Below are 20,764 nucleotides of genomic sequence, written 5' to 3' on the forward strand. Positions count from 1 at the left end.
TTTGCATTATCTTTGCATATTATAATTATGTGTCATGCCTGACGAAAAAGCAAACCTCCGGCCTGACAATGACGGCCTTGAGCCTTTAACAGGGCTGGACGGGACGGGGCTGCAACAGAGCGGCATAAATAACACAAAGAATAAAAAACAACGATACGGAACAATGGAATACAATTTCAGAGAGATTGAGAAGAAATGGCAGAAACAGTGGGCCGAGATGAAGACCTACCAGGTTACTGAAGACAAGAGCAAAGAGAAATTCTATGTGCTCAACATGTTTCCTTATCCATCGGGAGCAGGACTGCACGTGGGACATCCGCTGGGATACATAGCCAGCGACATCTATGCCCGCTACAAGAGGCTGATGGGATATAACGTGCTCAACCCCATGGGATACGACGCCTACGGACTGCCCGCCGAGCAGTATGCCATACAGACAGGACAGCATCCGGCCATAACTACGGCCGAAAACATAAGCAGATACCGCAGCCAGCTGGACAAGATAGGATTCTCGTTCGACTGGAACCGCGAGGTGCGCACCTGCGAGCCTAAATATTACAAATGGACACAGTGGGCATTCCAGAAGATGTTCAACTCGTTCTACTGCAACACTTGCCAGAAGGCACAGCCCATAGAGAAGCTCATAGAGCACTTCAGCCAGAAGGGCACCGAGGGACTCGACGTGGCACAGAGCGAGGAGATGAACTTTACGGCAGCCGAATGGAACGCCATGAGCGAGAAGGAGCAGCAGCAAGTGCTGATGAACTACCGCATAGCCTATCTGGGCGAGACGATGGTTAACTGGTGTGCCGGACTGGGCACCGTGCTTGCCAACGACGAGGTGGTAGACGGCGTGAGCGTGCGCGGCGGATATCCCGTTGTTCAGAAGAAGATGATGCAGTGGTGTCTGCGCGTAAGCGCCTATGCACAGCGCCTGCTCGACGGACTCGACACTGTAGACTGGACTGAGTCGCTGAAGGAGACTCAGCGCAACTGGATCGGCCGTTCTGAAGGAACAGAGATGCAGTTTAAGGTGGCAGGACAGGACTGGGACTTCACCATCTTCACCACACGTGCCGACACAATATTCGGCGTAACGTTCATGGTGCTGGCACCTGAAAGCGAACTCGTAGAGAAACTTACCACACCTGAGCAGAAGGCTGAGGTGGACGCATATATAGAGCGCACAAAGAAGCGCACCGAGCGCGAGCGCATCAGCGACCGCTCTGTTACGGGCGTGTTCTCAGGCTCTTACGCCATCAATCCGTTCACGGGCGAGAACATTCCTATCTGGATTTCTGACTATGTGCTGGCTGGATACGGCACAGGAGCCATCATGGCTGTGCCTGCGCACGACTCGCGCGACTATGCCTTTGCCAAGCATTTCGGACTGGAGATACGTCCGCTCATAGAGGGATGCGACGTGAGCGAGGAGAGCTTCGACGCCAAGGAGGGCACCGTGTGCAACTCGCCTAAGAGCGGAGTGGAGACTCTCGACGGATTCTCGCTCAACGGCCTGAGCGTAAAGGAGGCTATAAAGAAGACCAAGGAGTTTGTAACTTCTCACAACATGGGCCGCGTGAAGGTGAACTACCGTCTGCGCGACGCCATCTTCTCACGCCAGCGCTACTGGGGCGAACCGTTCCCGGTTTACTATAAGGACGGCATGCCTTACATGATTTCAGAAGACAAGCTGCCGCTCGAGCTGCCCGAGATTGACCAGTATAAGCCTACAGAGACAGGCGAGCCGCCGCTCGGACACGCTAAGAAATGGGCTTGGGACACAGAGAAGAACGAGGTTGTGGACAAGAGTCTGATTGACAACAAGACAATATTCCCGCTCGAGCTCAACACCATGCCGGGCTTTGCAGGCTCATCAGCCTACTATCTGCGCTACATGGATCCGCACAACGACAACGCCCTCGTGGGCGAGGAAGCCGACCACTACTGGCAGAACGTTGATCTGTATGTGGGCGGAACAGAGCACGCCACGGGCCACCTGATATACTCACGCTTCTGGAACAAGTTCCTGTTCGACCTCGGTGTGTCGTGCCAGGAGGAGCCTTACAAGAAGCTCGTCAACCAGGGTATGATTCAGGGACGCTCTAACTTCGTTTACCGAGTAAACAGCGACGACCACTCTAAGAAGCCGCTCTTCGTTAGTCTCGGACTAAAAGACCAGTATGACGTAACGCCTATACACGTTGACGTAAACATCGTTCACGGCGACGTGCTCGACACAGAGGCATTCAAGGCATGGCGCCCCGAATACAACGACGCCGAATTCATCCTCGAAGACGGCAAGTATGTGTGCGGATGGGCTATAGAGAAGATGTCAAAGTCGATGTTCAACGTTGTCAACCCCGACATGATTGTAGACAAATACGGAGCCGACACGCTGCGTCTCTACGAGATGTTCCTCGGTCCGGTAGAGCAGAGCAAGCCTTGGGACACAAACGGAATAGACGGCTGCCACCGCTTCCTGAAGAAGTTCTGGGCACTGTTCTACGATCAGCGCACGGGCGAATTCCTGCCCGACCAGAGCGAGCCTACGCCGGAGCAGTATAAGTCTGTCCACAAGCTCATCAAGAAGGTTACGCAAGACATCGAGCAGTTCAGCTACAACACCAGCATATCTGCCTTCATGATTTGCGTCAACGAGCTGCATCAGCTCAAATGCCACAACCAGGCATTGCTGACCGATGTGGTAGGCCTGATAGCTCCGTTTGCTCCGCACATAGCCGAAGAGCTGTGGCACGCACTGGGCAACAGCGGCAGCATATTCGACGCATGCTGGCCCGAATACAACGAGAAATACCTCGTTGAGAGCACCGTTCAGATGGGTATAGCCTTCAACGGCAAGCGCCGCTTCGAGATGCAGTTTGCAGCCGACGCCGACAACGCAGCCATAGAGCAGGCTGTGATGGCCGACCAGAGAACGGCAAAATACATCGACGGCAAGCAGATAGTAAAGGTTATCATCGTGCCGAAGAGAATGGTCAACGTGGTTGTTAAATAACAGCCGCACCCATATCACTAAGGCAAACAGCAAAATAACAGGACACACACAGGCGGCAAAGGCCGGGCAACACAGCAGAGCCCGGCCACTGAGCCGGCCTGACTCACTCACAGGAGCCGACGCGCTCATGATAAAACCGTTATGTCAACAGAATTAAAAAGAAACACACTTTCACCTTAAAAAATCACAAGCCATGCAGAAGCAAATATTAATTCGTGAAGCCAAAGACTACTTCAACATCACCCTCGGGCTGATGCTCTACACGTTCGCCTTCACGGTGTTCCTCCTGCCTTACGAGATAGTTACGGGAGGTATAGCGGGAATCGGCGCCGTGGTGTTCTACGCCACGAAGTTCCCCGTTCAGTACACATTCTTCATAATCAACGCCGTGCTCATCGTGGCCGCGCTGAAGATACTGGGCTGGCGCTTCCTGATGAAGACCATCTACGCCACGTTCATGCTGACGTTCCTGCTCGACGTGGCCCAGAGAGTTGTCATCCAGCCTGACGGCACGTTCTACAAGCTGCTGGGCGACGGCAACGACTTCATGTCGCTCGTCATCGGATGTATGATGACCGGCACGGCCCTGGCCATAGTGTTCCTCAACAACGGCTCTACGGGCGGCACCGACATCATAGCGGCCTCGGTCAACAAGTACCGCAACATATCGCTCGGCCGCGTAATCCTGCTAATCGACGTGTGCATCATAGGCAGCTGTCTGTTCATCGACACGTTCGGTCCCGTGCAGTTACGCTGCCAGAAGGTGGTGTTCGGCTTCTGCACCATGTTCATCGAGTGCACCATGCTCGACTACGTGATGAACTGGCAGCGCCAGTCGGTGCAGTTCATGATATTCTCAAAGAAATATCAGGAGATAGCCAACGCCATAGCCACCACGACCGACCACACGATAACCATACTCGACGGTCACGGATGGTATACGGGCAAGGAGACCAAGGTGCTCTGTCTGCTGGCAAAGAAGAACGAGAGCGTGACGATATTCCGACTGATAAAAGTAATCGACCCCAACGCCTTTGTGAGCCAGAGCTCCGTGATAGGCGTATACGGCGAGGGCTTCGACCAGATAAAGGTGAAAGTGCCCAAGAAGATGAAAGACAATACGCTAAACGGCAAGTGACGGCAAAAGGCCGCTGCCGGGCGCACAGAGAAACAATAAAGAAAAGATGAAAATAGTTTTCGCAACAAACAACAAGAACAAGCTGGCCGAGATAAGAGACATGCTCGGCGACAAGATAGAAGTGATGTCGCTGGCCGACATCAACTGCCACGAGGACATACCCGAGACGGCAGACACGCTGGAGGGAAACGCCCTGCAGAAAGCCCGCTACGTGTTTGACAAATACGGCATGAGCTGCTTTGCCGACGACACCGGACTCGAGGTGGACGCGCTGGGCGGAGAGCCGGGAGTCTACTCGGCACGATATGCCGGCGGCGAAGGTCACGACAGCGAGGCCAACATGGCAAAACTGATGCAGAAGCTCGGCGACAACGACAACCGCAAGGCGCGCTTCCGCACGGTGATAGCCCTGATAACGGGCAGCGGCGACGACGGCGTGAAGCTGTTTGAAGGCGTGGCAGAAGGCGACATAATACGCGAGAAGAGGGGAGGAGAGGGCTTCGGCTATGACCCAATATTCCGCCCCGAAGGCTACGACAAGACATTTGCCGAACTGGGCCACGAGATAAAGAACAAGATATCTCACCGCGCCAGGGCCGTGCAGAAACTTGTAGAATATCTTAAACAGGCAAGCGGCAACAGATAGCCGCCTGCCTTTATATTATCATCACCGTCGCCGGAAAGCGCTGCGCAAAGCGCTCTGGCGGCGCAACGGCAATGCCGCTGAACGAAGAATTTTGGCATTTTATAAAACAAATCTTACCTGCCGGCGTTATATCATTGAGCAACAAGCCACAAGCTGTAAACAAAACAATTATGCGAAAAATAAACACCCATATCCTCAGACATATCATGTCATGCTGTCTGCCGTGCCTTTTTCTGCTATTATCAGTGCCGGCCAATGCAATAAGCGGCGGCAGCACAGACGGCTGGACCCTCTATCCAAGCTACGGCAACATAACAGAAATAGAGCCCACGGGCAAGGAGGTGTACGTGCTGGCATCCAACAGTCTGTTTTCGTATAACCCCGCAGACGGACTTGTTGCCACCTACGACAAGACAAATATGCTGTCGGATATCGAGATATCGCACATAGCATGGTCAAAATCTGCCGGCAGACTTATCGTTACCTACACAAACTCTAACATCGACCTGCTTTCAAGAAACGGCAGCGTGATCAACGTGCCCGACCTCTACATGAAGGAAGCTACCTACGACAAGACCATAAACAACATTTATATATATAACCAATATGCCTATCTGTCGACAGCCTTCGGCATAGTGAAGATGAACGTCAGCAACGGAAGCATTGCCGACTCGTATCAGCTCGGATTCCAGGTTGACTACTGCTACATCGAGGGCAACTACATCTATGCTGCATCGAGCACGCAGGGCATCTACCGCGGCAACATGCAGGACAACCTGCTCGACAAAGGCAACTGGAGCCGCACGGGCGACTATGTGGCGCAGAACATAGACCGCACAAAGGTGTACGACCAGACCGACGGCACGTGGTGGACCAAGACCGAAGACGGAAAGCTAACAGGATATAAGATAAACAGCGACAACGTGCCCGTGTATGTAACCGAAGGCGTTGCACCAGACGGACCCGCATCAAACAACTTCTACCGCATATACATCAACAACGGAAGCCTCTACGGCGTGGGCGGCCTGTGGTCGCAGGAGACCGACGGCAACCGACCGGGCGAAGTTCACGTGTGGAACGGCGACAGCTGGTCGGAGTTTGAAAAGGTTACAACAGACAAGATAGGCCACAACTACGTTGACGTGCTGTGCCTCGACTTCGACCCAACAATAAGCGGACACGTCATGGTGGGCGCCAAGAGCGGCATGTATGAGTTTCAGGACGGCAAGTTCGTGAAGCACTACACAACGGACAACAGCGCGCTCGAGTCGCCGTTCAATCCGCCGTCGAAAGACTATACCATCGTTACATCTGTAAAATACGACGCTGCCGGAAACCTCTGGGCGCTCAACTCGCTGATAAGCAACAGCATAAAGTGCCTCTCGAAAAGCGACGGAAAATGGACTACATACAAGCATTCAGAACTGTCGGGCACCAACAGCTACGACCTAGAGAAAGCCTTTATCAGCAAGACCAACGGCAATATGTGGTTTGTAAACAACAACTACAACAACACCATACTTTACTCATACGACTATGCCAACGACGTGCTGACAAAATACGGACCGAGTATAATAAACCAAGACGGAACAAGCCTCGGCGCAAACTACATATTCAGTCCGGTTGAAGACAGGGAAGGAAACGTATGGGTAGGCACCAACGCCGGACCTGTTTATCTCTCGGCAAGCGCCATACAGAACGGCTCAACTTACTTCACGCAACACAAAGTGCCGCGCAATGACGGCACCAACTATGCCGACTATCTGCTATCGGGCATCGACGTGCGCGCCATAGCCATCGACGGCGGCAACCGCAAATGGATAGGCACCAACTCTAACGGAGTGTTCCTCATCAGCGACGACAACAACACCCAGATAAGCCACTTCACCACAGACAACTCGCCTCTGCCGTCAAACCTTGTGCAGGACATAGCCATCGACGGTGCGTCGGGCCGCGTATATTTCGCCACAGACAAGGGCTTATGCTCTTATCAGAGCGACGCAACCGAGCCGACAGACGAGATGACCAAGGACAACGTATACGCATATCCCAACCCCGTAAGACCCGACTACACGGGCCTGATAACCATCACAGGCCTTAGCTATGACGCCGACGTGAAGATCGTAACGTCGAGCGGAGCACTCGTAAACCAGGGCCGAAGCACGGGCGGATCATACACATGGGACGGATGCGACCTCAACGGCAAGCGTGTGGCATCAGGCGTGTATATGGTTGAGACGGCAACATCGTCGGGCGACAAGGGCACCGTGTGCAAGATTGCCATAGTAAACTGACATCACAACAGACATAAAAATCTCAGCAGGAACACGTGACACGAAATACAGACATCCTATCTCACGAAAACACATTATGGACGCAGGGCATATCGGCAATAATGGTTATGCTGATGCACTTCATAATGCAGATTGAAGGTTACCCCCGCATCGTCAACATATTAGGCAGCATAGGCGTGGCTGCGTTTCTGTTCATATCAGGCTTCGGACTAAACGAAAGCTACAAGAAAAGCGGTCTGACCGGCTACTGGCACAAACGTATCGTGCGCGTAATAATACCGTGCTGGCTCGTCTTTCTGTTCAAGCTGCCGTTTGAAGAACAGTTCAGCCTGTCAAGGCTTGTCCACAACCTGCTCTTCACCGACTCGGAACTGTGGTTTGTCGACTATATCGTAAGATGGTATATCATCTACTGGCTGGCGCGCAGACTATCACCGCGCCACACCACCAAGATACTTGCAGGCTTCTCAGTGGCCTTCATCTTCGCCCAGCAGCTCATGTGCGAGCAGGCCTTCTCGTTCTTCTGCGGATACATCGTGTCGCAGCATTATGATAAGGTAAGACAGATAAGCCGCGGCAGGATCATAAAATTCACGGCGGCAGCCTTTGCCTACGGCACGGCGTTCATGCTCATCAAGGAGATTCCGTTCGTAAGGAGATACATCGGCACCGTGCCCTTCAACGTCATACTGCTCAACATCAAGCTGCCGCTGGCAGTAGCCATAATCACAGCTCCGCACATATTACCGCAGCTGAAGAGGCTCAGACCTATATCATGGTTCGGCAAGATAAGCTATGAAATATACATAGTTCACTTCTTCGTCCTGCCGTTTGTAACCGACTTTTTATCCATAATTAAATACATGGCGGCGTCTACCGTCATTGCAGCCGTGTTCAACAGGATAAACAACGAGCTGAAGAACAACTTCACCACGGTGTTCACCTCAATACTCTACATCGCCGTATGCTACATCATGGCATGCAAATACAGCATGAGGGCCACCGAACATTTCGGATACGTCAGCATGAGCTATGCCGTCATCCTTGCGCTCGTCACGCTGCTGTTCAATCGCCGAAAGACAATTATAAGCAGACATTCTGAGGCAATATTTTGGTCAATGGCAGTGATAATGGCAGTTGCAATGGCAGCCGTGCAGTATCATTTCGACCCCATGCAGAACCAGGTTGACCGCTGGTCGGCCATAGCCAATCCGCTCACTGCCATGTTCAGCGGCCAGTTTCCTTATTCGGCACAGACCCATTTAGGCGGCTATGCCTCGCCGTTCCCGGTGTGGATGGTGTTCCACATACCTTTCTGGGCACTCGGCAACGTAGGCCTTTCAGAGATTTTCACCGCCCTGCTGTTCGTCATCAGCGTCAAGGCCGCCTACGGCTCTCAGGCAGGCATAAAGGCCACCGTGCTGCTTGCGCTCAGCCTTAACCTGTGGTATGAAACGGCTGTGAGGAGCGATCTTATATCCAATTTTCTTCTTCTTGCATCATTTATAAACCTTCTTATATGCAAGAAGATAACCTTCAGTAAATATCCTTTGATGCTCGCGGCCATAGCCGGCCTGTGGCTGTCAACGAGAATAAGCACGGCCTTTCCTCTCTTCATCATGTTCTTTCCCTTCTGGCTCAAGCTTTCTGCGGGCCGCAAGGTGTCCACGCTGCTCATTGTCGCGGCCGTGCTGTGCCTTACATTCCTGCCGTTTGCATTGTGGGACTGGCACGAACTATTCTATGCCGAGAACAATCCGTTCTCGCTTCAGTCGAGACAGGGACGCCCGGCCGACTCGCTTCTGCTGCTCGCGGTTGCAGTGATAATGGCTTTAAAATGGAAGGGAAACAACAAGATGCTTATGCTATTCTCGGCTATAATGCTTATCCTCGTGCCCGTGCTGGCATACGGACATAATATGTATGTGTACGGCAACTGGACCGACATATTCAATTCGGCATACGACATAACCTATCTCGATGCCTCGCTGCCGTTCTGCATCACGCTCATGGCAGCCTTCGGAGCATGTCAGATGCAGGCAAAGAAGCCCAGCTTATAGAGCTTGAATACGGTCAACGATGGCTTATTGCCACGCAGATTGCGCAGTTCGGCGCCGCGGAACATTCTGTGAAACAGCCTGACAAGCCACAGCATGTGCATCGACCTCAGCCTGCCCACCATGCCGAGCAGCGGCGAATAGTCTTTTAGTTCACCGGCAAACTGATGCAGAGTGAGCATAGCCTCCTCTATCTTCTTCAGATAAGCCGCGTTGCCCTCAAAGCACGTATAAGCCACAGGATTGTCTATATGCCTTACCACGATGCCGCTGTTACGGAATGCACGGCCAAGCATCACGTCCTCATATCCGTAGCCCTTTATCCTTTCGTCGTAAGGCACACGCTCAAGAACAGAGCGGTGATAAAAGAAGTTTGTCGTGCGGAACGAATTGTATGGCAGCCTGTTTCTCACCTCAACCGAATGGTTTTTCTCCTCAAATTTCTCATATCTGAAGCGAAGGTTCTCCTTATATAGTCTTGCCGAATCTGCTCCTCCGTCAACACACACGCCGCCGCACACAGCCTCGCCGCGCTGCGCTCCGCTGCGTAGATAGCGCAGCAGAAAGTCGTCGTAGACCAAACTGAGGCGCGCGTCGACCATCAGATGCCACTCATATTTGCCCTTAGACGTCATATTGTTGCGCATGGCTGCACGGCAGTCGTGGTGGCGGTCAATAACGTAGCGGCAGTTAGAAAGGCCGTCTATCGCCCTGTTTTCGGCTATCACGGCCTCGTTGGTGCTTCCGTCGTCTATTGCGAGAATCTCATATTCAAGGCCGTCTATGGCTTCAGCCTGTGAATGGAGCACGCTGACAAGCGCCACGGCACTGTCGTTATAGACGGGTATAAGTATTGACAATTCGTTTATCATTTTGTTTTGCACAGATATGAATATTTAAGGTGCTGCCACCGGCGTACCTCTTTTGCAGGCCGGCGTATATTATGCAAATATAATGAAAGCCGGCGGCAAAACAAAATAAAAGGCGCAGTTTTTAGACCGCGCCGTCAAGCGCGTACCATATACACACCTTAAAAAACACAATAAACAGCATAATTTGCAAATAATGCTATTTATTTTTTTAAATTTGCAAGTATGAAACTCAGCATCATCATCCCCGTTTACAACGCCGAAAAGACGCTCGGCAGATGCCTGGACAGCATACTGTCGCAGACGTATGAAGACTTCGAGGTGCTGCTCGTTGACGACGGCTCTACCGACGGCAGCGGTCTGACGGCCGACAAAATAGCGCAAGGCGACAGCCGCCTTACCGTCATACATAAGGCCAACGGAGGCCCCTCGGCGGCACGCAACTGTGCGCTCGACCGCATCAGAGGAGAGTATGTAACCTTTGCCGACAGCGACGACGAGCTCACACCGGGCACGCTCGGCAGGATAATGGCCATAATGGAGCAGCATCCTGAATACGACATACTGGAATATCCGGCTACGGAACGGCCCGGACGCAAGGACATGCACGTGATGAACCCGGGCAGCAGGGTGTATGCCGACGCCATCGGATGGCTCTCCGACCACGGCTTCGGCCACTGCTGGATGTGGAACAAGGTGTTCCGCAGGCAGATGTTCGACGGCGTAAGGTTTCCTGAAGACAGAAGGATGTTTGAGGACGGCATCGTCCTCGGCAAGATCATCAGCCGGCATCCTGTAATGGCAACCACCGGCGAAGGCATGTATCTCTACCACTGGAACGGCGACGGACTGACAGCCAAGGCTGCCTGCGGCGGACTCGTAACCATGCTCGAGGCACAGCTCGAAGTGGTGAAGATGCTCGGCATTGACACGAGAGAGAAGAAATGGCACAGGCTCTACATGGACATGTTCACGGCGCAGCTGTATGCCTACCGCGCCACGGGCAGACTGATGCTGCGCAGCCAGAAGGTTGCAGCCGATATGCACGGAGGCATGAGCGGCATGATAAAATCGCTAATGCTCAACACGTTAGGACTGAAGACGGCGTGCAGGATATTCAAAACACTAAGACCATGAAGATTGTTTATCTGATAGAAGACTTCGCCATAAAGGGCGGGGCAGAGCGCATGATATCCGAAAAGGCCAACACCTTTACGGCCGTGAAGGGGCACGACGTAACCATTGTGTCGATATTCAGCGACAGCCGTCCGCCGGCATATCCGCTCAACGGCGTGTCGTTCGTAAGTCTGGGCGTGCCCTTTGCCGCCACTGACTGCAGCCTGCTTGCCAAGACCATGTCGCGCCTCAGGGTGCTTACGTCGGCTGCCGTGCGCTTCAACAGACTGATGTCTGAGCTTCGCCCCGACGTAATATTCTTCACGCTGCCCATGGGAGCGCTGCTCCTGCCGCTCTACCGCGGCAACGCAAAGAGAGTGTATGAGTCGCACTCGGCACGGCAGTTTACGCCTTACCACAGCTTGTTCGCGCCCATGGAGCTTATGGCCGACACCGTGGTGTGCATAACCCAACAGGACGCACGGCAGTATGCACGGGCACGCAATAAGAGAGTTATACCCAACTTTATCAACACTCCCCGCCACACCGCCGAAGACTACGGCGCAAAAAGGGCGCTGGCGGCAGGCAGACTTGAGCATCCAAAAGGCTTCGACATCCTTATAAGATGCTGGAAGGAGATAGACAAGGCGCATCCTGACTGGCGGCTCGACATCTACGGCGAAGGCTCGCTGCGCGAAAGTCTGCAGCAACAGATAGACCAACTGGGGCTGAGCGGCAAGATAAGACTGTGCGGACGCACCGAAGACATGATGCAGACATACCCCAGATACAGCCTCATGCTGGCCACGTCGAGGTTTGAGGGCTTCTCGCTCGTGCTTGCCGAGGCACAGGCATGCGGACTGCCTGCCGTGACGTTCGACTTTAAATATGGCGCACGCGAGATTGTTGCCGACGACATAACGGGCACAATAGTGCCGCAGGACGACATGCAGGGCTTTGCCAGGGCAGCAATAGACATGATGGCGTCTGAAGACAAGCGCCGCAGCTATGGCGAAGAGGCTGCAAGGCGGACGATGCGCTTCTCGCGCGACAGGGTGATGGAGGAGTGGTACAGGCTGCTTGACGACCTGAGCCGATGAGCATCACGCGCAGTATATCTTCTGATGAAACAAGCAGGGCAACAGCTTACAAGACGAGATATGACTATATATAATGTCATACCGCCTTACCGCGACTATAGCCTCAGGCATACTTTAATGGCTGTGCTTATGCAGCATTACATTTACACATACGGATAAATAATACATAAAGAAAATAGCACCTCAGGCGGTGCTATTTTTTTGTTTACCCCAAATCGGCTATCAGTATTTATATAAAGCCATGTGCCGTCTGATGACAGATTGGGGCTTAAATACACGTTTCTTATTTCAACACAAACTAATCACGGCGCACAGAATATTTCTTATACACTTCAACATATTCTGCCGCCACCTTGCGGTAGTCGTGATACTTTCTTACAAACTCCACGCTCTGCTTTGACAGCAGTGCCACGTTGCCGGGCGTCAGGAGCGCCTGCTCGAGCGTAGCCACATTGTCGTCGAAGCTCTTCTCGGGACTTACGTTTATTATAGGCCTCAGTTTCTTCTCGCCTATAAACTCATAAAACTCTTCCTCACCTCCGCCTATCACCACCGTTCCGCGCGCCATTGCCGCCAGCGAGTTCATCGACGGCGTGTAGCTGTAGAACTGGTCCACCTGCACGTCGGCCTCGTCAAGCATCACGCAATAACGGTCGTAGGGCACGTCCTCTACATACATCACGCTGAGCCGTCCTGGATGCCTGCGGTCAACCTCTTCTATCATCTCGGCTATCTTGCGCGCACCTTTCAGATACTCGCGCCTGCTCTGCACGCCCACCAGCACCTTTATTTTGCCGTCTGTGCCCTTCACGCGTGCGTCATGGGGCACATGCATGGGCAGCGGCACATAATGCAGCCTTGAGCGAAAAGAATCGACGTCGTAGGCAAGATAATACTCATACAGGCATGCCACGAAGGCGTCTGAGCTGCCGGCTGCCTTGTTGAAGCACGAAACACACTCGGGCAGGCGCTGCTCTGCCAGTCGGGCCTTGTTCTGCTCCTGGTTGCGCACGCAGCCGTTCCAGTACATGTCCGAATATTCGGGCACGCCCTTCAGCTGGCGCTCGAGCACCTGCGGATCGTCGCCGTAGCATCCTTTTATAAGACAGCGGTTGTGGCGCTTCAGGAAACTGATGAGCATCTTGTTCCAGCTCATCTTCAGCGGCACAAACTGATAGTTGTGTATCTGCACCACATCGTTGCCGCACAGCCGCCTTATGTTGCGCAGGAGCGTGAGCAGCACCTTCAGTCCGCCAAGCTTTCCCCACCGCGGGTCGCGCCTGAGGTCGATGTCGCGCGGACAGTCGCGCGGAGCGTTGCCGTCAGACATCAGCACTACGTCGTGTCCAAGCTCAGCCAGACCGTCTCTCAGCGTAGCATGAGCATAGCTCGCCTCACCAATTAATAATATACGCACGGATTTTTTGGAATTAAAAAGTAAAAATTAAAAATTAAAAAATTAAGGAGCAAAAATTAAAAGGCGGGAAAGAACGGAATGTCAGGAAACTAACGGCTTTGCGGCTTGCATGAAATAGCCGGCTAAAGTTTTCCGTTTTTTTATAATCCCTTCATTCTTCCCAGCCTTTTAATTTTTACTTTTTAATTTTTAATTATGAACAATCTCTAGCTCATCTCCAGCATGCGGTTTATCGGCTTCACTGCCTCGGCTGCTATGTCGGCAGGAACGTCTACGCTGGGCCATTCATATTTAAGGGCGTTGTAAACTTTGAGCAGAGTATTCATCTTCATGTATTCACACTCGTTGCAAGAGCAGCCTACGGAGCCTTCGCTCACTTCGGGAGGCACGGGCAGGAACACCGTGTCGGGGCACTGGCGCTGCATCTCGAACAGTATGCCCGGCTCTGTTGCCACGATATACTCCTTGTCGGGATGTGCCACGGCATAGTCGAGCAGCACTGCCGTTGAGCCTACCACGTCGGCAAGCTTCACTACGGGACCCTTGCACTCGGGGTGAACCAGCACGATGGCGTCGGGGTGTTCCTTCTTCATCTCAACGATGGCCTGAGGCGAGAAGCGCTCATGCACATGGCATCCGCCGTTCCAGAGCAGCATCTCGCGGCCCGTAACGGCGTTGATGTAGCTGCCCAGGTTGTGGTCGGGTCCGAAGATAATCTTCTCGTCCTTCGGCAGCTGGTCAACAATCTTCTTCGCGTTGCCGCTCGTAACCACCACGTCGGTCAGCGCCTTCACGGCAGCCGTAGTGTTGACATAGCTCACCACGGTGTAGCCCGGGTGCTCCTGCTTAAACTTCCTGAGGTCTTCGGCGCGGCATGAGTCGGCCAGCGAGCATCCGGCGTTGAGGTCAGGACAGAGCACCAGCTTTTCGGGGCAAAGTATCTTGCACGTCTCCGCCATGAAGTGAACGCCGCACATCACGATAATCTTGGCGTCGGTCTTGGCAGCCTTGCGCGCCAGGGCCAGCGAGTCGCCAATGAAGTCGGCCACCTTCTGCACCGATCCGTCGGTGTAGTAGTGGGCCAGTATTATGGCGTCTTTCTCCTTGCACATTCTTCTTATCTCGGCGGCCAGGTCGGTGCCGTTGTCAGCAGGCTCGTCTATGTAGCCCTTCTCTGTCCATTCTTCTTTAACCATAGTGTTTGTTTCTTTTGCCGTGTGTGCTTGTCCTGCTTTCAGGTTACCCTCAGGTTTCCACACTCACATAATTATTCTTATCCTTTGTTTTCCTTTTTTAAAAAAGAGAATGAGTTGTATGATATGCCGTTGATTTGTTCAAAACTTTAGGGCTGAAAGTTTGCTTATTTCGTTATCAACCCGTGGTTATGTGTTTTCAACATGTGCCATTAATATCTTCTGTCTGACTGTCAGGCGTTAAGGCATCTTATCCACAATTCTCCTGTCAGACTGCAAATTTAATAAGTTTATATCTTTTTTCGCCATTTATCTGTTGAAAACTTGCTTATTTTGTCTGTATAAAGGTGTTGATATACACGTGTATAATGTCGTGCCCGCATGGCGTGTTGATATCCACATATTTTTCCAACGGTTTTCCACATGGTTATCAACAGGGTTTTCAACAGTGTCTCGGTGTTCTTTGTCCGCTGTGGCGTTTGTGCCTGTTTTCATGGTGTTTTCTGCGTTGTTTTCGGTCTGTGGTGTGGCTTTATCCCGGTTTTGGTGTTGCTTTATGCGTTTTTCGTGTTGTGATATGCCGTCTTTTGCCTTGCAACAGGTGGCTTTTTGCATTGCGATATGTGGCTTTTCGTGTGCTGAAAGATATGCTTTCGGCTTGTTGATAAATGGTGTTTATTTTGTTGATAAGTTTTGTAAAGGCCTTAGGCTCACGTCTTTATGATATGTTGAAATTTTGTTGAAAAGTGCCGTTATGCTTATTCTTTTCGGTGTGTTTTTCTGATGTGCCTATCTTCTGCGCAGTTTTTTCAGCCGTTCTGTCAGGCTGTTCCACAGCGATGTCTTTTTGTGCAGTATAAACAGCGAGGCGGCTGTGCTGACCAGGGTGAGCATTATGCCGAGGCTGGCGCTCAGCAGAGTGTTGCCGATAAGTGTTGAAAGATATGCCGCTATGCCTATCGGCAGATGTATGGCGGCATAGGTGCATACGCCTTTCGAGGGGCGGTAGGCGTAGCGTGTGTGGGCATAAGTGTATATCAGCGTCAGCTCGAAGAGATACGACACGAGCAGTCCGGCGCCCGTGCCCGTCAGTCCCATCAGGCGGTATCCGCCCATCACGGCTGCCACCTGCATGGCTGCCGACAGCGTTTCGAGCACGAAGAAGGCCTTAGAGTGGCTCTTGGCGAGCGTCATGTAGGCTATGGGCAGCGTTATGGCCCTGAGATACATCGACATGACGGCTATCTGAGCCATGGGCACCACGGGCGTGAACTTGCGGCTGTAGAGCATCGGCACCACCAGCGGCAGAGCCACGATGAGCAGCGTGAGCATGGGTGCCACGATGAGCAGCGACACCTCTATCTGGCGGTTGGCCGTGAGCTTCATGGCCTGGTTGTCGTGGTTGACGGCCGACAGGCGCGGAAAGTAGTCGGTCTCCATCGCCGAGAACACCATGCCCGAGTAGGTTATCGTAAGCACGAATCCCGCGTTGTATAGTCCCACTATGTCGAGGTCGGCCTCGGCGTTGAGCAGTGCGCGCAGCAGCATCTCGGCTCCGCTTGCCATTATGCCCGACATGATGAAGGCTATGCCCAGCCTTACCATCTCCATGCCTTCGCCCAGCAGGCCCTTGGTTCCGCTGAGGCGCAGCGGATAAGCCCTGTAAGAATACACCACCGTTATTATCATCGTGGCAAGCGCCATGAGTATTATCACGGGCACTATGCCGGTCCATCTGAACATCCAGTATATGGGCACGGATATCAGCAGCGAGGCTATGACCGACCATATCTGCACCACGGCGAGCGCCCTTAGCCGTCGTGTGGCCTTCAGTATGGCCGTCTCGCCGCCCGTTATGGCCATCAGCGCCACGGCAGGCGATAGCAGCATGAAGTGGAGCGTGTGGTCGCCCCACGAGAAGGCGAGGCTGTTGAGCAGCGGTCCGGCGGCTATGCACACGAGCATGCCGAGCAGTGCAGCTACGAGGCTCCATGCCCTGACAATCCTGATGAAGCGCTCCATGCCTTCTGTGTCGCCCTGATCGTAGAGTTCTGATATGTGCTTTATCGCACTGAATGATATTCCGAGGTTGGTGGCCTGCGAGATAAAGTTGACCGAAGAGTTAAGCAGCGACGCCAGTCCCATGCCGGCAGGGCCGAGCAGCAGGGCCGTAATCTTGTTGCGTACAAGGCCGATGATGATGTTGAGTCCCTGCACGCCGCCGAATATTCCAGTATATTTCAGCACATGTCCGTAGCTGTCTTTACTTTCGTCTTTATCCATTTAAGATATAGAACGGCGGAATTGGGGAAATATTGTTTGGTTTAGTAGTTAAAGGAGTTAGAGTAGTTAAAGTAGTTAAAGTCAAATGCATTGTTGGTTTTAGGAGTTAAGGAGTTATGTAGTTAAGTAGTTAAGACGAATGTTTTTCTTTTAGTAGTTAAAGGAGTTAGAGTAGTTAAAGTAGTTAAAGTCAAATGCATTGTTGGTTTTAGGAGTCAAGGAGTTATGTAGTTAAGACGAATGTTTTTGGTTTAGTAGTTAAAGTAGTTAGAGTAGTTAAAGTAGTTAAAGTCAAATGCATTGTTGGTTTTAGAAGTTAAAGTAGTTAGAGTAATTAAATCCGAATGTATTATTTGTTATTTTCTCAAGCACTACGTTTGCTATTGTTCCGGCGGATCTGCGCTCCGCCGGAATTGCTTATAAGGATCTCCAGATCCGCTTAAAATACCGCTTGTTTTAAGTGAAAAGCAGGCGCAAAAGCGCAATTGAAAGTGAAAGACGTTGTATTAGTAGTTAAAGGAGTTAAAGTAGTTAAAGTCAAATGCATTGTTGGTTTTAGAAGTTAAAGTAGTTAGAGTAATTAAATCCGAATGTATTATTTGTTATTCTCTCAAGCACTACGTTTGCTATTGTGCCGGCGGATCTGCGCTCCGCCGGAATTTATTATAAGGATCTCCTGATCCGCTTAAAATACCGCTTTTTAAGTTAAAAATGAAAAGCAGGCGCAAAAGCGCAATTAAAAATGAAAAATTAAAAATGAAAAACGCCTGACGGAAGTGAAAAGTTAAGAGTGAAAAATCCAAATGTTTTGTGGTCAGATGTTTACAAATAAAAGAAGAACGTCCCATTGCAACAACAAGCAACGGGACGTTCTTTATTTTCTTAATTCTTACTTCTTAATTAAAATAAACGCTGCCCAGTATTGTGGCTTCGAGTAGGGGCGAACGGTTTTCATTACTTTCTTCTTCGGCCATACCCATCGGCCTAAGCGCCTTATCTGTCCGTGCGACTTGTCGTCCTCGTCTGTCTCAACTTCTATCTTCACTTCATGGCAGCGCAGGTCAGTCTTGGCTTGGGCGAAGGCTTCCGACATAGGCATGCCGCCGAGCAGATGATGATAAAAACGGGTCATGAGCAGCTTGGTGGCCTTGTCGTCAACGTTCCACAGACTTGCCACTATCGCGCCGGCTCCAGCCTTCTTCAGTCCGCGCTGAAAGCCGAACACGCCCTCAGAAGTTATCGGTCCGAGACCTGTCTGACATGCCGACAGCACTACGAGGGCTGCCCTGTCGAGGCGCATCTCTGAGGCTTCGCGTGCCAGCAGTATGCCGTCGTCGTAGGCGCAGTATGCCGGGTGCACCATGCGGTTGGCACCAGCAAACACCAGTCCGCTGCGGCTCATCGTGTCGTCTTCGCGCAGACTGTCGCGGCAGAACGCCAGCGGCTCGGGCCTGTCGGTGTCGGCAAAGCAGAAGCCGTGGGTGGCAAGATGTATCATTGAGCACGACGGGGCGGCGAGCTTGAAGGCCGTTTCGGTGGCCTGCGTGCCTTTTATGCATTCAGCCTTTATGCCGTTGCCTTTTGCTATCATGCTCCTTATGGTGTCAGCCTCTGCCGCCGTGGCGGGCAGATAGGCGTAGGCTCCGTTGGCTGCGGGCGGCAGATGCAGGGCTGAGAGTATGCTGCTTGCGCTGCGGTCGGGCGCTGCTGTGGCGTCGTCCTGAGTCTTTGCGTCGCATTCGTCGTAGCTCACTCCGCCCATTATCAGTGCTTTTCCCCTGATGTCTTTGTCGTCATTGGCAAGCTCGCGCGTAGAACTGAGGCGGCACACGTCGCTGCCGTTCATGGCGTCGGCCATGTTCTCTATGGCAAGCAGATGCAGCAGACCGTCGGGCGCGAAGTATATCCGTCCGCGCTTCGTCAGCAGCGGTTTCAGCTTCGACCATATCATAGAGCTAAGCTTAGTGTCGGTGTATATGGCGTTCTTGTCGGCAGCGCGCATCGAGTTCATCGCCTCGTTGAGCGTTCGGCCGTCGGTCAGTCTGAAGTTGCGCAGACTGTCTTCTGTCCACAGCGGCACGAAGCCCACCTTGCCTGTGCCGTCAAGGGTCAGTGCGGCATAGCGTCGCGCCGATGTGCTGCCGTATCTTATAAACTCTATTGCCGTCTCGTTGCGCCCCAGCCGCCGCGCTATGTCGGCCGATGTCAGCCTCATGTTGGCGTTGAAGCTCCTGTATCCGTCCATCATGGCCATCAGTCTCTGCTCCTGCCTGTCGGCTTCGGCATAGAGCGAGTCGCGCTGCCGTGCGTCAGAGTTGCCCTTGTCGGCCTCACGCCTCAGTGATGCTATGCTGTCATAAAGCCTCGATGCAGATGTGTCGCGCCTTGCCTCGGCCTCTATGTTGCGCTCAACCTGCAGCAGAAGACACTTGGAGAAGAGCGCCACGTCGTAGAGCAGCTGCGGGTCGGCGGCCTCGGTGGCGTAACATTCGGTTACAAGCGGTTCGTTGCTGAACCAGAAGTCCTGCCGCTGCTTGTCGGTAAGGAAGGCAAACGAGCGGCACACATAGTTGCGCATAAGGCCGAAATACGTCTTAAACCACGCCGCCGCTTCATCCTTCCGTCCAGCTTTCAGCAGAATTTCGGCGCGCTTTCTTACGCTTATCGCATAGTCGGGATGCTTCTCTCCGAGGTTTGTTTTCTGCCATGTCAGGCACGAGTCTATGTGCGCCAGGGCTTTGTCAGCGTGTCCGCATCCGCTCTCAGCCAGCGCCAGGTTAGCCATCACGATGTATCGTCCGGCTCCCTCTGCCAGCATGCCTGTAGCCTTGCCGAGCGATGCCGCCGCCGCTTCGTGCTGTCCGAGCGACATCTCTATAAATCCGCGGTTGGCTGTCAGCGTGGCCTTCTGCTCTGCGCTCATGCCGTCGGTCGGTGCCGTGGCGAGCAGCTGCAGGGCGTCGCCGCCGCGTCCGAGATATGCATACGCCGATGCAAGGTTTATCAGCCGTGTGTCCTGACCTATCGTGGCGTCGAGCGGTTCGAGCAGGTCTACGGCGTCGGCGTATAGTCCGAGAGTGAGATACAGGTTGCTCATGTTCAGTTTTCCGCGCACGTCGAGCAGTCCTTCGCTGTCAATTGTGCGGTAGTTTTCGAGCGCCTCGCGATAGTTTCCCGTCTGTTTGTTGCACGTGGCCATGCCCGTCAGCGCCCTTAGCCGCCACGATCCGGGTATGCCTTTCTTGTCGTTCACCTCACGGTAGGCTTCAATAGCCTCGGCATAGCTCCCCGCGTTGCGCAGCGAGTCGGCCCTGAGCAGCGTTGCCACCGTCTGTCCTTCTGCCGTGGCGGCAGCGGCTGATAATATCAATAATGCAAGAAAACGAAACACGATGATAATCAGGAATTAAAAATTAAGAATTAAGAAAACATGTATAAATAATATTGCGGCAGCTGGATTTTTTGCCTTAACCCGAATATGTGGTGATAATCCGGATGGAAGCACCGATACGCAAACAGACAAAACAGCATGCACTCTGATAACCTTTCAGGGCTTAGTGAGCCTCATTTATGGCTTGTCATGCCGCTTCGGCCGTTTCGGCTTGTCTTATGCCTTTAGCTGCCTGGGGCTG

13 protein-coding genes are annotated in these 20,764 nt (G+C 52.7%); 7 read left to right on the forward strand and 6 right to left on the reverse strand.

The annotated features are described in order from the left end of the window. Positions 1–163: 163 nt before the first annotated feature. From leuS to ACZMIG_RS03715, 5 genes are all read left to right on the forward strand, one after another. Positions 164–3,019 carry a leucine--tRNA ligase gene (leuS, locus tag ACZMIG_RS03695; protein ID WP_487889066.1) on the forward strand — a complete coding sequence of 952 codons (2,856 nt, stop codon included), beginning with the start codon at positions 164–166 and terminating at the stop codon, positions 3,017–3,019. Between the two features lie 193 nt (positions 3,020–3,212). After that, positions 3,213–4,157: a YitT family protein gene (locus tag ACZMIG_RS03700; protein ID WP_021855820.1), complete on the forward strand. Its 945-nt coding sequence runs from the start codon at positions 3,213–3,215 to the stop codon at positions 4,155–4,157. Between the two features lie 46 nt (positions 4,158–4,203). After that, positions 4,204–4,803: a non-canonical purine NTP diphosphatase gene (locus tag ACZMIG_RS03705; protein ID WP_021855821.1), complete on the forward strand. Its 600-nt coding sequence runs from the start codon at positions 4,204–4,206 to the stop codon at positions 4,801–4,803. A gap of 170 nt (positions 4,804–4,973) precedes the next feature. Beyond that, positions 4,974–7,097 carry a type IX secretion system anionic LPS delivery protein PorZ gene (gene porZ, locus ACZMIG_RS03710; protein WP_487889067.1) on the forward strand — a complete coding sequence of 708 codons (2,124 nt, stop codon included), beginning with the start codon at positions 4,974–4,976 and terminating at the stop codon, positions 7,095–7,097. 35 nt (positions 7,098–7,132) lie between these two features. Then, positions 7,133–9,157: an acyltransferase family protein gene (locus tag ACZMIG_RS03715; protein WP_487889068.1), complete on the forward strand. Its 2,025-nt coding sequence runs from the start codon at positions 7,133–7,135 to the stop codon at positions 9,155–9,157. Here ACZMIG_RS03715 and ACZMIG_RS03720 read toward each other — a convergent pair. Continuing rightward, positions 9,127–10,026: a glycosyltransferase gene (locus ACZMIG_RS03720; RefSeq protein ID WP_487889069.1), complete on the reverse strand. Its 900-nt coding sequence runs from the start codon at positions 10,024–10,026 to the stop codon at positions 9,127–9,129. The genes ACZMIG_RS03715 and ACZMIG_RS03720 overlap by 31 nt on opposite strands. A gap of 222 nt (positions 10,027–10,248) precedes the next feature. Between ACZMIG_RS03720 and ACZMIG_RS03725 the strand changes: the two genes are divergently transcribed. Further along, entirely contained in the window at positions 10,249–11,160 is a 912-nt protein-coding gene (locus ACZMIG_RS03725) for a glycosyltransferase family 2 protein (protein WP_302023690.1), read from the forward strand. Further along, entirely contained in the window at positions 11,157–12,239 is a 1,083-nt protein-coding gene (locus ACZMIG_RS03730; RefSeq protein ID WP_487889070.1) for a glycosyltransferase family 4 protein, read from the forward strand. Before ACZMIG_RS03725 ends, ACZMIG_RS03730 begins: the two co-directional genes overlap by 4 nt. Positions 12,240–12,537: 298 nt before the next feature. On the opposite strand, the gene ACZMIG_RS03735 is transcribed toward ACZMIG_RS03730, so the two are convergent. The 5 genes from ACZMIG_RS03735 to ACZMIG_RS03755 form a co-directional block, all read right to left on the reverse strand. After that, positions 12,538–13,656, reverse strand: coding sequence for a glycosyltransferase (locus ACZMIG_RS03735; RefSeq protein WP_302023693.1), 1,119 nt, complete (start codon positions 13,654–13,656; stop codon positions 12,538–12,540). 206 nt (positions 13,657–13,862) lie between these two features. Next, positions 13,863–14,852 carry a quinolinate synthase NadA gene (nadA, locus tag ACZMIG_RS03740; RefSeq protein ID WP_487889071.1) on the reverse strand — a complete coding sequence of 330 codons (990 nt, stop codon included), beginning with the start codon at positions 14,850–14,852 and terminating at the stop codon, positions 13,863–13,865. Positions 14,853–15,158: 306 nt separating this feature from the next. After that, positions 15,159–15,464: a hypothetical protein gene (locus ACZMIG_RS03745; protein ID WP_487889072.1), complete on the reverse strand. Its 306-nt coding sequence runs from the start codon at positions 15,462–15,464 to the stop codon at positions 15,159–15,161. 174 nt (positions 15,465–15,638) lie between these two features. Continuing rightward, positions 15,639–17,132 carry an oligosaccharide flippase family protein gene (locus ACZMIG_RS03750; RefSeq protein WP_487889073.1) on the reverse strand — a complete coding sequence of 498 codons (1,494 nt, stop codon included), beginning with the start codon at positions 17,130–17,132 and terminating at the stop codon, positions 15,639–15,641. Between the two features lie 889 nt (positions 17,133–18,021). Next, positions 18,022–20,523, reverse strand: coding sequence for a CHAT domain-containing protein (locus ACZMIG_RS03755; protein ID WP_487889074.1), 2,502 nt, complete (start codon positions 20,521–20,523; stop codon positions 18,022–18,024). Between the last annotated feature and the right edge of the window lie 241 nt (positions 20,524–20,764).

The sequence above is a fragment of the Xylanibacter sp. genome (assembly GCF_057607445.1).